This is a genomic window from Rhodanobacter panaciterrae (genome assembly GCF_014651895.1).
GTDB lineage: Bacteria > Pseudomonadota > Gammaproteobacteria > Xanthomonadales > Rhodanobacteraceae > Rhodanobacter > Rhodanobacter panaciterrae.
The window spans coordinates 1-15,749 of sequence record NZ_BMXT01000006.1; the positions used below are offsets into that span (position 1 = coordinate 1).

The following is a 15,749-nucleotide window of genomic DNA, read 5'->3' on the forward strand; positions in this document are numbered from 1 at the left end:
GATTCATTCATCCGGCATCTATCGACCAAGCATTCTCGGCTAGTTGCATGAGGAGTCCATACACGAAATGTTAGGCCTATCGTTCGCGCTTGATGGCCGAAACAATGAACCAACACCAGTAGCGTACCCCAAAAGAAGTCGATGATACGGCGGTGCCAAATATGCCAGCCAACGGGCGCCACCCGTGAGCGGCTAGCCGATACCCAAATACGGCAAAAGTGATACTGACTATTGGGAGAAGGATGAAAAATAGTATTGCTCCGATGTACATGCCCTTCATGCAAACTTCGCCGGGCGTACAAGGAAACATGACTCTAATGAGGAACTGTTCGAGCAAGAGGCTGACTATCGCGCCGACACAAAGTCCACCCAAAGCTGCCGCGATTCTCAGCGAGACCTTGATGACGCAGAGAAGAGCTTTAGGTATTCGTTCCATGGTGGCCTAACGCTAAGTAGACCCCGAAAGTGAGGTGTTGCGCCGAGTATGCGAGCCAGCCACGAGCTTGCACAAGCGGCATGTATTTCTTTCGGATCAGTCTCTTGTGCTGCCGCACCACGCTCCAGCCAGGCAACACGATGCCGTTGTTATCCGGGACTTTTGAGGGTGTATGAGTTAGCCGGTGAAATCGCAGGTGTAACGGGAGCTTCTGCGAGGCGCGACGGAATCCGATGCCTGGCTTGCTGCTTATGCGGCAACAACGCGTCAGAAACGAAATACAGCTCACCCCGCTCGCGGCCAGTTGAGCTCCACGCTGTGCTCCACCCCATCATCGACCAGTGCAATGCAGCCATCCGCTTGCACCACACCATCCAGCCACACGGTGCTCAATGTGCCCGCCTCGCTCTGGCGCAGGTTGATCCGGTACGGCGTGTCGCGGTGGCGATAGTCCAGCGAGAAGCCGTCCCACTCGGCGGGCAGCACCGGCGCGAAGCGCAGTTTGCCGGCTTCCAGCCGCAGACCAAGCAGCGATTCGACGATCAGCCGGTACATCCAGCCGGCGGAGCCGGTGTACCAGCTCCAGCCGCCGCGGCCGATGTGGGGCTCGACGGCGTAGACGTCGGCGCTGACCACGTAGGGCTCGACCTTGTAGACGTCCATTTCGATGGCGTCGCTGCCGTGGCTGACCGGGTTGATCATGCGCAGCAGTTCCCATGCGCGGGCGCTGTCGCCGAGTTCGGCGAAGGCCATCGTGGCCCAGATCGCGGCGTGCGTGTACTGGCCGCCGTTCTCGCGCACGCCGGGCACGTAGCCCTTGATGTAGCCGGGGTCGAGCGGCGACTTGTCGAAGGGCGGATCGAGCAGTTGCACCAGGCCGGCGTCGCAACGCACCAGGTGCTGGTCGAGTGAAGTCATTGCCTGCTGCTGGCGTTCGGGCGTGGCGATGCCGGATAGCACGGACCAGCTCTGCGCGATCGAGTCGATACGGCACTCGTCGTTGCTGCTGGAGCCGAGCGGGGTGCCGTCGTCGAAATACGCGCGGCGATACCAGGCGCCGTCCCACGCATGCTGTTCCAGCGCGACGCGCAGCAAGCTGACCTCGCTTTCGCAGCGCAGCGCGAACGCTTCGTCGTCGTGCAGCCGGGCCACTTCGGCGAAGCGGGTCAGCACGTCGCAGGAGAAGAAGCCCAGCCATACGCTTTCGCCGCGACCGGCTTCGCCGACGCGGTTCATGCCGTCGTTCCAGTCGCCGCTGCCGATCAGCGGCAGGCCGTGCACGCCGCGCGGCAGGCTGTGTTCGATCGCGCGCACGCAATGCCGGTACAGCGTTTCGCGCAGGCCCGACGGTTGCGGCAGGTCGTAGTAGGACTCTTCGCCGTGATGCAGCGGGCGGCCTTCGATATAGCCGACCGGTTGATCCAGCACGCCGGTGTCGGCGCTGGCCAGCACGTAGCGGCTGGTGGCCAGCGGCAGCCACAGGTAGTCGTCGGAGCAGGCGGTGCGCACACCGCGGTCCAGCGGTGGATGCCACCAGTGCTGCACGTCGCCTTCGGGGAACTGGTGCGCGGCGCACAGCAACAGTTGCGCGCGCGACAGTTCGGGCGCCGCGTGCAGCAGCGCCATCGAATCCTGCAGCTGGTCGCGGAAGCCGAACGCGCCGCCGGACTGGTAGTAGCCGCTGCGCGCCCACATGCGGCAGGCGATGGTCTGGTACAGCAGCCAGCCGTTGGCCAGCACGTCGAGCGCCGGCTCCGGTGTCTTGATCTGCACGGCGCCGAGCGTGCGCGACCAGTGCGCGCGCACTTTCGCCAGCGCATCGGCGGCGCTGCCGGTGCCGCGGAAGCGTTGCACCAGTGCGCCGGCGTCGGCCGCGTCGCGACCGAGGCCAAGCCGGAAGATCAGCTGACGCTGCTCGCCAGCGTCCAGTGTCACGCTGACCTGCAGCGCCGCGCACGGATCGAAGCCCGCGCCGAGCCGGCCGGACAGCTGGGTGCGCCCCAGCCCGGCCGGTGCCGCGGTGCTGCCGTTGCGGCCGAGGAATTCGCCGCGGTCGCCGTCGATGCCGCGGGCGGGGTCGTCGACGTCGAAGAACGCGACCCGGTTCGGGAACTCGGTGTTGTACGCATTGCGGGCGAACAGCGCGCCGCTGGCCGGATCCGATTCGGTGACCACGTGCATCGCCGTGCGCTCGCGCAAGTCGCCGAGCAGCCATTCGACATAGCCAGTAACACTGAGCTTGCGTGGCTGGCCGGAATCGTTGCGCAGCTTCAGCACCGAGAATTTCACCGAGGCATCCAGCGCCACGTAGATCCACAGCTCGGAGTGGATGCCGTCCTCGACATGCTCGAACACGCTGTAGCCGAAGCCGTGGCGGGTGATGTAGTCGCCGTTGCCGCGTGCGGGCAATGGCGTGGGCGACCAGACCTGGCCGGTCTCCTCGTCGCGCAGGTACAGCGCTTCGCCGCTGGCGTCGCCGACCGGGTCGTTGTGCCACGGCGTGAGACGGAATTCGTGCGCGTTCTCGCCCCAGGTATACGCGCTGCCGCTCTCGGAGATCACCGTGCCGAAGTGCGGGTTGGCCAGCACGTTGGACCACGGCGCCGGGGTGGCATCGCCTGCGCCCAGCGTGATCACATACTCGCGGCCGTCCGCGCTGAAGCCGCCGTGCGGATTGGTCAGCTGCAGCGGGAGAGCAGCGGGTGCGAGTGCGCTGGACGAGATGCGTCGCGGCTTGCTCGGTTCGAAGCGCGGCGCGTGCGTTTCCGCCCGACGCCGGCTGATCTGTTCGGTCAGGCTGCCGCGGTTGTCGGCCAGGATGATCCGTGCGCTGGCCAGCATCAGCATGCGGTCCTCGCCGGACAGCTGCTGCGCCGGACGCACGAAGATGCCGCCGGGATGATCGAGCAGGCTGGCCTCGCTGCCGGAGGCGATCAGACCCATGATCAGGTCCTGCAGCTCCTGCCGGTAGCCGGCGCGATCCTCGTTCCAGATCACCAGATCCACCGCCAGTCCTTTCTGGCGCCAGTACGCATGCGCCTGCACCAGCTGGCGCACCAGTTCGATCCGCGCCGGATCGGCGATCTGCAGCAGCACGATCGGCAGGTCGCCGGAGATCGCCTGTCCCCACAGCCCGGACTGGCCGCGCCGGTTGCCACGCAGCAGCGCCGGCTCGGCGCGCAAGTTCGCGTTCGGGTAGATGATCGAGGTGGCCATGTGCTCGTACAGCTGCGCATCGGCGAGGCTGGCGTTGAGCTGGCGCAGCAGCACCTGGCTGTGCGTCCACGCCAGGTCGAACACGCGGTCGGCCAGATGGCGGTCGCGGTATTTGCCGATCAGTTGCAGGCAGCCGGCGCGCTGGTCGGCGATGCCGGTGACGAAGTCGATGGTGGCCGACTGCTCCGGCTCCAGCGTGATGCGGCAGCGGATCGCCACGATCGGATCGAGCACCGAGCCGGCACTGTTGGACAGCTGCGCCTGTTCGCGATCCAGCACCTGTGGCTGCGCCGTGCTGCGACCGCGGCCGATGAAGCGTGCGCGGTCGGTCTCGTAGGAAATCTGATCGATGTCGGCATCGTGCACGGCCAGCAGGTGGCACATCCACGGCACGTGCTCGTCGTGCGCGCGTGGTCGGCGCGTGCACACGATCGCCTGCAGCTCCGGGACCAGCTCGGTCTGCACGAACAGCTTGCTGAAGGCCGGATGCAGCGCGTCGGCGAGCGGCGGCGCCAGCACCACTTCGGCGTAGCTGGTCAGCTCGATCGTGCGCCGCGTGCGGCTGCGGTTGGTGATGCGCGTGCGGCGAAGCTCGATGTCGTCCTCGGGCGACACCACGATCTCGGTGTGCGCGTCGAACTCGCGTTCGCGCACGCGGAACTCAGCGCGCGCGTCGGAGAAGATCGCCTCGAACAGTTCGGTCTTCTTCAGCGTCGGCTGGTACGCGGTGGACCAGTACTCGCCGCTGGCGACGTCGCGCAGGTAGCAGAACATGCCCCAGTGATCGCGCGTGATGTCCTCGCGCCAGCGCGTCAGCGCCAGTTCGCCGCGCCGGCTGTAGCCGCCGCCGGCACTGCTGATCATCGCGTGGTAGTGGCCGTTCGACAGCAGCTGCACGGCCGGTCGCTGCCGGTCCGGGTCGGCGAACACGCGCAGTCGCGCTTCGGCGGCGCGCGAATTGCCGTCCTGTTCGGGGAAGCCGGAAGCATGCAGGTATTCCGCGGCCGTCCGCGGCACGCGTTCCTGCAGCAGCAGGCTGGTCGCCTGGAACTGCGGATCGGATTCGAAGCGCCGCTGCATCGGCCGCCCCAGCATCGCGTAGGCCAGCGCCAGCAGGCTCATGCCCTGGTGATGCGCCATGAACGATTGCACCAGCGCCGAGCTCTGCCCCAGCGGCAATCGGGCCGGGGTGTAGTCGATCGCCTCGTACAGGCCGAAGCGACCGGCCGCGCCGGCGTCGGCCAGTCGCTGCAGATTTCGGGTCGCCGCGGCCGGCGCCACCACCATCGCCAGCACGGTGGCATACGGCGCGATCACCACGTCATCGCCGAGCCCGCGCTTGAGGCCGAGGCCGGGCACGCCGAACGCGCGGTACTGGTAGGTGAAGTGCGCGTCCAGCGTGTTGTAGCCCGATTCGGACACGCCCCACGGCACGCCCAGCTGGTTGCCGTATTCGATCTGTCGCGCCACCGCGGCACGACAGGTCTGGTCGAGCAGGGTGCCTTCGTAGCTCGGCATTACCAGCGTCGGCATCAGGTATTCGAACATCGAGCCGGTCCACGACAGCAGCACCGGTTCGCCGCCGCTGGTGGTCAGCAGCCGGCCCAGCGAGAACCAGTTGTCCTGCGGCAGCTGGCCCTGCGCGATCGCCACGAAACTGGCCAACCGCGCTTCCGAAGCGAGCAGGTCGTAGTAGCTCGCGTCGAGCCGGCGCTCGTCGACGTTGTAACCGATCGCCAGCAGGTCGCGCGCGCTGTCGTACAGGAAGCGGTAGTCCATCAGCGCCAGCTCGCCGGCCTGCTGTGCGAGCTTCTCGATCGCGGCGATGCGTTCGCGCGCATGTTCGCGGATGGCCTCGGCATCGGCGTCGGCGGCCCAGCACAGCGGCTCGATCCGGGCGAGCTGGCGCAACGTGGGAATACCGTTGAAGCCGCCGTCGTCGTCGTGCGGCGGATCGAGCTTGAACAAGGCGGCCTCGTCGCACAGGTCGCTGGATTGTTCGAGCAGGGCCGCGAGCCAGAATTCCGCCTCGCTGCCGGGTTCGACGCGCAGCGTCTGCGCCAGCGCGTGGGCGTGATCGAGCTGCTGTTGGAGTAGTGCCGTGACTGCACTGGTGACGTTTGGCGGCGTGAGCAGCGCGGCCTGCAGTTCGCGCTGCAGCGGAGCCAGCAGGGCGGCGCCGCTGCTGTCGAGCGTGTCGTGCAAGACGTTCAACGTATCGAGCAGACCTTGCAGCACACGCGGCTGGAATACCGGTTCGTCGAGCAGTGCCAGCAGGCCCGGCCGCAGGGTCAGCAGGTGGCCGGCGAGGTTGCCGCTGTCCACCGCCGAGATGTACAGCGGCGCCAGCGGCCGCAGGCTCAGCGTGTCGTACCAGTTGTAGAAGTGGCCGCGATGGCGCGGCAGTGCCTGCATCGTGGCCAGCGTCTGGCGCGTGCGTTCGAGCAGGCGGCCGCTGCTGAGGAAACCGAAATCGAAGCCGGCCAGGTTCGCCAGCAGCGCCATGCCGATATTCGTCGGCGAGGTGCGATGGGCGATCACCGGTCCGGGCTGCTCCTGCAGGTTGTCCGGCGGCAGCCAGTGGTCGGCCGGGCCGACGTGGGTATCGAAGAACGCCCACGTGCGCCGTGCCAGCACGCGCAGGAAGCGCAGCTGCGCCGGGCTCGGCGCGAACGCGTCGGGTTTGCGCGCCTGGCTGATCCACCATGCCAGCGACGGCGACAGCAGCCACAGCAGCAGCAACGGTGCCGCCAGCAGCAGGACCATCGGCCGCTGAAGCGCCAGCGTCACGGTCAGCACCAGCGCGAGCAGCGGGCCGATCCACATCACCCGCCACAACGCCGCCGGCGCGTTGTTGCTGTGGCGTTCGACGTCGCTGGAGGTCTGCCACTGCAGCAGGTTCCGGTGGCTGATCGCCATCCGCCACAGCGTGCGCACGATCGCGTCGAGCTGGTACAGCACCTCATGCGGCAACCATGCCAGCCCCAGCGCGATCCGCGCGAAATGCTGCATGCCGGCCTGGAAACCGGCGCGCAGATGCTGGTCCAGCTGCACCTCGCGCGGCTTCTGCACCAGCTCCAGCAGGGCCGACAGCAGCGGCGGCACCAGCACCATCGCCAGCACCGCCAGCGTCCACGACAGCACCGGCGACAGCAGCAACCAGCCGGTGACCAGCAGCACCAGCAGCGAGGTCGGCACCAGGCTGCGGCGCAGGTTGTCGAGAATCTTCCAGCGTGACAGCGCGGTCAGCGCGTTGCGGCGCCAGCCGTCATGCGCGCTCGGTGCCCACGGCAACAGCCACGGCAGCAGCTGCCAGTCGCCGCGAATCCAGCGATGGCGGCGCTTCACGTCGGCGCCGTAGCGGGCCGGGTATTCCTCGAACAGTTGCACATCGCTGAGCAGGCCCGCGCGTGCGTGGCAGCCCTCGACCAGGTCGTGGCTGAGGATGCGGTTTTCCGGGAAGCGTCCTTCCAGGCTGCGCTCGAACGCATCGATCGCGTAGATGCCCTTGCCGATGAACGAGCCTTCGCGGAACACGTCCTGATAGACGTCCGAGACCATCTGCGTATACGGGTCGATGCCGGCATCGCTGCCGTACAGCTGCGCGTAGCGCGAGCGTGCGGTGCTGGGCAGGCTGATCCCCACGCGCGGCTGCAGGATCGCGTAGCCGGAGACCACGCGCCGCTGTACCGGGTCATACACCGCGCGGTTGAGTGGATGGTCGATGGTGCCGACGAAGGCCTGCGCCGCATCGCGCGGCAGTTCGGTGTCGGTGTCCAGCGTGATCACGTACTGCACCGGCGGCAGTCTCGTGATGTCGCCGACGACCAGCATGAAGCGGTCGTGCGCATTGCCGCGCAGCGGCAATGCCAGATCGGTTTGCTGGCCGCGCAGCAGCGCGTTGAGATCGGCCAGTTTGCCGCGCTTGCGCTCGTGGCCCATCCAGCAGCGCTCGGCCGCGTTCCAGCGGCGCGGTCGGTGGAACAGGAAGAAGCGATCGGCATCGCTGCCGGCGTAGTGCTCGTTGAGCGCCTCGATGCGTCGCCGCGCCAGTCGCAGCAAGGCTTCATCGCCGGGCAAGGTCTCGCTGTCCGCGTCGGCGAAATCGGTGAGCAGGGCGAAGTGCAGGTGCTCGTCGCGGTTGCCGAGGAAGCGCACTTCCAGCGCCTCGACCAGATCCTCGACGTCCTGCGCGCTGGCGAACAGGCTGGGGATCGCCACCAGTGTGCGCGCACTGGCCGGGATGCCATCCGAATAATCCATCCGCGGCAACTGCTGCGGTGCCACCGTCAGCGTGGCCATCCAGTTGAGCAGGCTCAGCCCCAGTTGGCTGGCCAGGATGGTGGCCGGCACCGCGAGCGCGATCAGCGCCCACAGCGGCAGCCGGTCGTGCGCGGCGGCAGCGACCAGCGGCTGCGCGAACGCAAACGTCAGCAAGGCCAGCAGGCCCAGGTAGATCGGCAACGGCGCACGGTCGAAAGCGCGACGCAGTGTCGTGCTCAGTCGGGGCCGGATGCCGAGGTGTTGTTCCAGCGTGCGGCGGCCGCGATCGATCAGGTAGAAGCCGACGTGCTGCGGCAGCGAGGCGGTGCTGTCGGTCGGTGCGTCGGCCTGGCACAGCGCGATCGCCGCCTCGGCCACCTCCAGTTCGGTCACCCGATGATGGCGCGCGAGCGCTTCCACCACGTGGCGATAACGGTCGCGGGTAGCGAAATCCATCGCCGCGTAGACGCCGACCGGATCCTCGCGCAGCCGTTGTTCGACCAGGCTGCTGTGCTCGACGAAGTCGCGCCAGTCGATCGCCGACAGCGCCCGCAGGCTGCCGATGCTGTTGCTGATCGAGACCTGGTTGGCCGCCTGCTGCTGCGCTTCGAGCTGCACCAGATGCTCGATGCTCTGGCCCGACGCGGACAGGCGCTGCTCGATCCAGCTCAGCGGCAGTGCCAGTGCCGGGCTCTGACCCTGCAGCCGGCGCGCCATTTCGGCGACGAACGAGCCGTTCATCGGCGGGTTCGAGCGCGCCATGTCGGCGACCACCAGCACCACCGAGTTCGGATCGCGCTCGGCGGTGGCGGTCATCGTGTCGGCCCAGCGCGCGGCCTTGCCGCGATGGCGCCAGTCCGCCATCACCCGCGCGGCGACCCGGCGCAGGTTCTCGAGCAGCGCCAGCCGCAGCATGATCGGGATCGCCCACAGCTCGCCCAGCTTCAGCGGGGTCACGCTCTGGTAGGCGTTGATGAAGCGGTGCACGCTGTTGGTGTCGACGCGGCCGTCGCCGTGCGAAATGATTTCCAGCGCGATGTCGTACACCCGCGGCAGGCCGGCCGACGGGCCGTTGTCCAGTCGCGGCAGTTCGCGGCTGTAGCCTTTCGGCAAATGCCGGCGGGCGATCCGGACCTGTTCCTCGAGCAGGTAGAAGTTGTCGAGCAGCCACTCGCCGGCCGGGGTCACGCGCCATTTGCGCCGGGTCGCGTCGGTCAGCCGCTCGCAGGTATGCGCCAGCACCGCTTCGTTGTCGGCCAGCCGGGCCAGCAGCAAGTCCGCACTCGAGCGCGTACTCAAGCGGTGCTGGCTGGCCAGCGCCGCGCCATGCCGCTCCATCTGCTCGGCGCTGAACAGTTCCGAACGCAGTGCCGGTTCCTGTTCCGGCCGGGTCCGCGCTGCCGCACGACGGCGCCGGAACGCGCGCAGGCGGCGCAGCTTGAGCAGGTCGAGGAGGTTGCCGATGTTCAAATCCGATGTTCCTTGAGGTTCATGCCAGCTCGGCTGTGCGGCGTCCGTCCGGAGGACGGTCTGGCCTGGCGACGCTCTGGCGGATATCCGCTACGGCTTGCGGCTACCGCTCGGACCCTACGCGCCGGCGTGTGAAGATGGCGCACGCTACGATGGGCGCTTGTTTCTCACCGGAGTCATGCCGTGTCGTTGTCGATTCGCGCCGCCGCCCTCACCGATCTCGCCGAACTCGTCGCCTGGAATGCGGCGATGGCGTGGGAAACCGAACACAAGCAGCTCGATCCCGCGACCCTTGAGCGCGGCATCCGCGGCGTGTTCGAGCAGCCGCGTCGCGGCTTCTACCTGATCGCCGAATGTGATGGCGTGGCGGTCGGCAGCCTGCTGGTGACGTATGAATGGAGCGACTGGCGCTGCGGCGATTTCTGGTGGATCCAGAGCGTGTATGTCACACCTGAAGCGCGGCGCGGTGGCGTGTTCCGCGCGCTGTACGCCGCGGTCGAGCAGCGTGCGGCGGCGGCCGGTGCGGTCGGCCTGCGCCTGTATGTGGAAACCGAGAACCAGCGCGCGCAGGCAACCTACGCCGACCTCGGCATGCAGCGCTGCCACTATTGGATGTACGAGGCGCTGCTGGGCGCCGCGGACGGCAAATCCGATTGAGCCGGCTCAGGCGGGTTCGATCAGCCGCTGCTGGAATTCCGCCGCGGGCATCGGCGCACCGAACAGGAAACCCTGCAGCTGCGTGCAGCCGGCGTGGCGCAGGAACGCACCCTGCTCGCGGGTTTCCACGCCTTCGGCGATCACCGTCTTGTTGAGGCTGCGCGCCATCGCGATGATCGCGCTGGTGATCGTGGCGGTGTCGCGATCGCTGATCAGGTCGTGCACGAACACGCGGTCGATCTTCAGCGCATCGATCGGGAAGTGCTTCAGGTACGACAGGCTGCAATAGCCGGTGCCGAAATCGTCCAGCGACAGCCGCACGCCGCGTTGCTTGATCCGGCGCAGCAAGCCCGTGGTGGCGTCGCCGCCGGACATCACCATGCGCTCGGTCAGTTCCAGTTCGAGCAGGTCGGCATCGAGCCCGGTTTCGTTCAGCACGTCGTCCAGCCAGCTGTAGAAGTCGGCGTGCTGGAACTGCAGCGGCGAAACATTCACCGAGACCGGAATGGAGTGGCCGCGCAACCGCCACAACTGTGCCTGCTTGCACGCCTGACGCAGCACCCAGGCGCCGATCGGCAGGATCAGTCCGCTGTCTTCGGCGACCGGGATGAACTGGTCCGGCTTGTACAGCTCGCGGCCGTTCGCATGCCAGCGCAGCAGTGCTTCGGCGCCGACGACGCGGCCACTCTGCGCGTCCACCTTGGGCTGGTAGTGCAGGCTCAGCTCGTGCTGGGGCAGCGCCTGGCGCAATGCAGCCTCGATCCGCCGGCGCGCCTGCGCGCGCTCGTTCATCGAGGCGGTGAAGAAGCGGTAACCGTGCTGGCCTTGCGCCTTCACCGCGACCAGCGCGGTTTCCGCGTGCTGCAGCAGGTCTTCCGCTTCGGTGGCGTCGTCCGGATAGACGCTGATGCCGATGCTGATGCGCAGCCCCACCTCGGCCAAGCCGTCGACATGGATCTGCTCGCACTGGTTGATCAGGATCTGGCACAGGCTGGCCGCCTCGCCCACGCTTTCCAGGTGCGGCAGCACCACCACGAATTCGTCGCCGCCATAACGGCTCAGCAATTCGTCGCCGGGCAGGCAGCGGTGCAACTGTTCGGCGAAGGCGCGCAGCACGCGGTCGCCGGTGCTGTGGCCATGCAGTTCGTTGGTCTGCTTGAAATTGTCGATGTCGATGAAGAGCAGCGCGGCGCGTTGCTGGCGACGGTTGGCGGTGGCCAGCGCCTGGGCGAGGTGTCCGTTCAGCTGGCTGCGGTTGGGCAGCCCGGTGAGCGTGTCGTGCTGGGTCAGATGGATCATCTTCAGCGCCAGCGCACGGGTCTCGCTGATGTCGTGGAACACCAGCACGCCGCCGATCACGTTGCCGGCGTGGTCGTGGATCGGCGCGGAGGAATCCTCCACCGGCGTGTCGAAACCATGCCGATGGCGCAGCAGGGTCTTGCCGGCCAGATCGACGATGGTGTTGTGCTCGATCGCCGCCCGCAGCGGGTTGGCGATGCGGTGGCCATGCTGGGCGTCGAACAGCTGGAAGATTTCCTCGATCGGCCGGCCCTGCGCCTCGTCGCTGGTCCAGCCGGTCATCGCCTCGGCGATCGGATTGAGCGAGGTGATGCACAGCTGCGGATCGGTGGTGATCACCGCGTCGCCGATCGAGCGCAGGGTCACCTCGGCCAGCTCACGTTCGCGATGCAGCGCCTCCTCGAACGCCTTGCGCTGGCTGATGTCCTGCACCTGCGAGACGAAATACAGCGGGTTACCATGCTCGTCGCGCACCAGTGACACGCTGAGCTGGATGTAGACGACGCGGCCGTCCTTGTGGAAGTTGCGCTTCTCCATCTGATACGACTCGCGCCGGCCTGCCAGCAGCTGGGCCATCAACTCCGTGTCGGCGGCCATGTCGTCCGGATAGGTGATCGCGGTGATGTCCAGCGCCAGCAACTCTTCCTCGCAATAGCCAAGCATCTGGCATACCGCCGCATTGACGCGCAGGAAGTGGCCGTCCGGATGGGTCAGCGCCATGCCGATCGCGGCATGCTGGAACGCACCGAAGAAACGTTGCTCGCTTTCGTACAGCTGCAATTGCAGCGTGTGCCGTTCGGTGATGTCGACCAGCGCGGTGAATACGCCGCGCACGTGGCCGTTGGTGTCGAAATCGGGTTGGAAATTGCCGTGCGCATAGCGCCGCTCGTTGCCGTTGTACAACTCGCCCTCGAAGCTGGCCATCTGGCCACCGTAGGCTTTCTCCAGCGCGGGCGCGGCACTCTGGTAGTTGCGCTGGCCGACCACATCGATCAGGCGCAGGCCGAGCACCGCCTGGGGGTCGAGGCCAAGCCAGCTGCGATGGGTTTCATTGGCGTAGCCAAAACGCTGGTCGGCATCGAGATAGGCCAGCAATACCGGAGCGCCGCGCAAGATTCGCTCGGGCCAGTCTGGCTCGTGAAGTAGCGATGGCAATACCTCGGCAGACTCGTGCGGCCGCATGGTCATTCCGTCAGCTGGAGCGCGCCCCCTGTCGGCGCCCCTGCATCATGCGCCGAGTTTCGGCCGCGATACAAATGCCGCGGTCGGCCACGCTGCCGGACTCAATGCGGGGCCGGACTCAATGCAGGGCAGTCACCGGCGCGCTCAGCTGGCCACGGTCGTCCAGCATGACGCGGCCCAGCGCATGCAGTTCGGCGGCGATGCCATAGCGATCGGCCAGTCGTGCCAACAAGGGCCCGAGCGCCTGCGGTTGCAGCGGATAGCCATGCGCCAGTGCCCGGGCGGTGCCGCCTTCCCCGCGTTGCGCCACGGTGATCGCGACCACGCCGAGACCGGGTGCCTCGTGCGCGAACAGTGCCGGCGGCTCGTAGCCGGGCGCAACTGCGGCCACAGTCTCCAGCAGATAGCCGGCTTCGGCCTCGGTCTGTGCCGCGGACTGCAGCCGCAACGGCAGCTGATGCGCGTCGAGCAGCGCGGCGTACTGGCGCAGCTCGAACACGATGCCGGCGAATGCATGCGCGCGCTGCGTGACATCACCCGTCTGCGCGGCCAGCCATTGTGCCGGCGATTGCGTCAGCACCTTGCCGTCGGCGTAGTGCAGGCTCAGCCCGCGCGCGCTCATGCTCGATTCGGCGCGCTGCGGGGCCAGCAGCGCCGCTTCCAGCAGGGTCCACAACGGCGCCAGGTTGACGTGCTCGTACTGCACGCAGGTCAGCGCCAGCAGGTCGTTGCGGCTGAGGTAACGCACATGCTCCAGACGGATGCCAAGCGTGCGCATCAGCCAGTCGGCGGTCAGCGTGCCGGCTTCACCGCGGCCGACCAGATGGATTTCCAGCAATTCGGACAGTTCTTCGGCCAGCGCCGCGGGCGCCAGCAGGCTCAGTGGCAGCAAGCGCATCGGGCCGTCGGCAAAGATCGGCGACGGCTCCAATGGTTGCGCCGGCATGTGGCCGTCGTGACTGCCGAACGCCACCACGTTGTCCAGCTGGCCGCGCGGCACGCGCCGGGCCAGCTCATCCAGCGTGGCCCAGACCGGAAAGCCCGGTCGCAGCAGTTCGACCTGGTCGAACAGTGCGCCGGCCAGCGCCAGCCGGGCTTCGCTGACCTGCGGCACCAGCGTGTGCAGGTCGACCGCAATCAGCTCCGCCAGCTCGGCGGCCTCGTCGCGACTGAGGGTCATGCGTGCCGGCGCCTCGCCAGCGACCGGTTCCAGGGCCAGCACGATGGGCAGGGCGAGCAGCGTCTGTGCTTCCACGTGACTGACATCCGAACGACAAAGAGAACGGATTCTACCATTCAGCGTTTTGGGCTTTCGCCGCGCGGCAGCGCGGGTTAGCCTTGGCTGACTTGAGTGGTGGACAGTTTCGAGCATGGAAAACACGCTAACGCGCGTCGGGGTGGTCGGTGGTGTACGCATCCCGTTCTGCCGCAACAACACCGCGTATGCCGACGTCGGCAACTTCGGCATGTCGGTGAAGGTGCTCGGCGCGCTGGTCGAACGGTTCGGACTGCACGGTGTGGAGTTGGGTGAAGTGGCGATGGGTGCGGTGATCAAGCATTCGTCGGACTGGAACCTGGCACGCGAGGCGCTGCTCAGTTCCGGGCTGGCGCCGACCACACCGGGCATCACCACCGCACGTGCCTGCGGCACCTCGCTGGACAACGCGATCATCATCGCCAACAAGATCGCCGTGGGGCAGATCACGGCGGGCATCGCCGGCGGCTCGGACACCACCAGCGACGTGCCGATCGTCTACGGCACACGCTTGCGCAAGCGGCTGCTGGCGATGAACCGCGCGAAGACGCCGCTGGACAAGTTGAAGGTGGCGCTGCGCGGCTTCTCCTTGCGCGAGCTGAAGCCCTCGTTCCCTGGCGTGGCCGAACCGCGCACCGGCAAGTCGATGGGCGACCACTGCGAGCAGATGGCGAAGGAATGGCAGATCACGCGCGAGGCGCAGGATCAGCTATCGGTGGACAGCCACCACAAGCTGGCCGCCGCGTATGCCGACGGCTTCTTCGACGAACTGCTGGTGCCGTTCCGCGGCCTCAAGCGCGACGGCTTCCTGCGCCCGGATTCGACGATGCAGAAGCTGGCCACGTTGAAGCCGGCGTTCGACAAGAGTTCCGGCCGCGGCACGCTGACCGCGGGCAATTCCACCGGCCTGTCCGACGGTGCGGCCGCCGTCCTGCTGGCCAGCGACGCGTGGGCCGCGCAGCGCGGTTTGAAAATCCAGGCGTATCTGCGCGACGCCGAAGTGGCCGCAGTGGACTTCGTCCACGGCGAAGGCCTGCTGATGGCACCGACCATCGCGGTGCCGCGCATGCTGGCGCGCCAGGGTCTGACTCTGCAGGACTTCGACTACTACGAGATCCACGAGGCGTTCGCGGCGCAGGTGCTGTGCACGCTGCGTGCGTGGGAGTCGGCCGAGTACTGCAAGAACCGGCTCGGTCTGGATGCTCCGCTAGGTTCGATCGATCCGGCCAAGCTCAACGTGCACGGCTCCAGCCTCGCGGTCGGTCATCCGTTTGCCGCCACCGGTGCGCGGATCATCGCCACCCTGGCGAAGATGCTGGAACAGAAAGGCTCCGGCCGTGGCCTGATCTCGATCTGCACCGCCGGTGGCATGGGCGTCACCGCGATCCTCGAGCGGCCGTAATACCGGCATGCTGCGTCTACGCACCACCACCACCCTGAGCGTACTGGCGCTGGCGATCGGCATCGCCGGTACCGGCTGGCTCAGCACGTTGACCGTCGGCTGGCGCGGGCCGGCACCACGGCTCGCGGCGACGCGGCATGCAGCGTACGTGCAGCGGCATGCCGCGCCTTCGCTGCGGCAGCGGCAACGTCCGGCCAGCGTGGTGCAGGCGTCTCGTGCAAAAGAAAATCCCGTCATCGGCGACAGCGGCGAAGCGCAGGCCGCCGTGGTTGCCCGGCCACCGGCACTGGTGCCGCTGGCGATGCCCGCTGACACCTCGCAGCCGTGGGACGAACTGCGTGGCCATCTGGACGGTCGCGTGGTCGTGCACGTCGGCATCGACGGCAACGGTCGGGTCCAGGCGGCCAGCCTGGTCGAGTCCAGCGGTGATTCGGTACTCGACGAGCATGCCTTGCGCAGCGTGCGCGGCTGGCGCTTCGCGGTGCCGGGCGATCATCCGGAGGGGATCAGCGGCGAGCTGCCGATGCGTTTCTCCGCGCAGGGTGAGCGCCTCGCGCAGTCGCCGTAGA

The 15,749-nt window shown here is 67.4% G+C and carries 6 protein-coding genes; 3 read left to right on the forward strand and 3 right to left on the reverse strand.

Annotated features, from left to right (window positions below; all coding sequences use genetic code 11):
* Nucleotides 1-721 precede the first annotated feature (721 nt).
* Complete coding sequence (locus IE071_RS15510) at nt 722-9,385, reverse strand: GH36-type glycosyl hydrolase domain-containing protein (RefSeq protein ID WP_189442509.1); 8,664 nt, start codon at nt 9,383-9,385, stop codon at nt 722-724.
* A gap of 183 nt (nt 9,386-9,568) precedes the next feature.
* Here IE071_RS15510 and IE071_RS15515 point away from each other — a divergent pair, with 183 nt between their 5' ends.
* Nucleotides 9,569-10,042 (forward strand): GNAT family N-acetyltransferase, encoded by a 474-nt coding sequence (locus IE071_RS15515; protein WP_189442510.1) that lies wholly within the window; start codon nt 9,569-9,571, stop codon nt 10,040-10,042.
* Between the two features lie 6 nt (nt 10,043-10,048).
* On the opposite strand, the gene IE071_RS15520 is transcribed toward IE071_RS15515, so the two are convergent.
* Together IE071_RS15520 and IE071_RS15525 are read right to left on the reverse strand one after the other, a co-directional pair.
* Nucleotides 10,049-12,454 carry a sensor domain-containing protein gene (locus IE071_RS15520; RefSeq protein ID WP_229792942.1) on the reverse strand — a complete coding sequence of 802 codons (2,406 nt, stop codon included), beginning with the start codon at nt 12,452-12,454 and terminating at the stop codon, nt 10,049-10,051.
* Nucleotides 12,455-12,641: 187 nt separating this feature from the next.
* Nucleotides 12,642-13,778, reverse strand: coding sequence for a hypothetical protein (locus IE071_RS15525; protein WP_189442512.1), 1,137 nt, complete (start codon nt 13,776-13,778; stop codon nt 12,642-12,644).
* Nucleotides 13,779-13,893: 115 nt separating this feature from the next.
* Between IE071_RS15525 and IE071_RS15530 the strand changes: the two genes are divergently transcribed.
* Together IE071_RS15530 and IE071_RS15535 are read left to right on the forward strand one after the other, a co-directional pair.
* Nucleotides 13,894-15,180 (forward strand): acetyl-CoA C-acetyltransferase, encoded by a 1,287-nt coding sequence (locus IE071_RS15530; RefSeq protein ID WP_189442513.1) that lies wholly within the window; start codon nt 13,894-13,896, stop codon nt 15,178-15,180.
* Nucleotides 15,181-15,187: 7 nt separating this feature from the next.
* Entirely contained in the window at nt 15,188-15,748 is a 561-nt protein-coding gene (locus tag IE071_RS15535; protein WP_189442514.1) for an energy transducer TonB, read from the forward strand.
* The last annotated feature ends 1 nt before the right edge of the window (nt 15,749 follow it).

Bases quoted from the DNA above. Each gene is read 5' to 3' on its own strand.
- IE071_RS15535 (WP_189442514.1), top strand. From the start codon at position 15,188: ATGCTGCGTCTACGCACCACCACCACCCTGAGCGTACTGGCGCTGGCG.
- IE071_RS15530 (WP_189442513.1), top strand. From the start codon at position 13,894: ATGGAAAACACGCTAACGCGCGTCGGGGTGGTCGGTGGTGTACGCATC.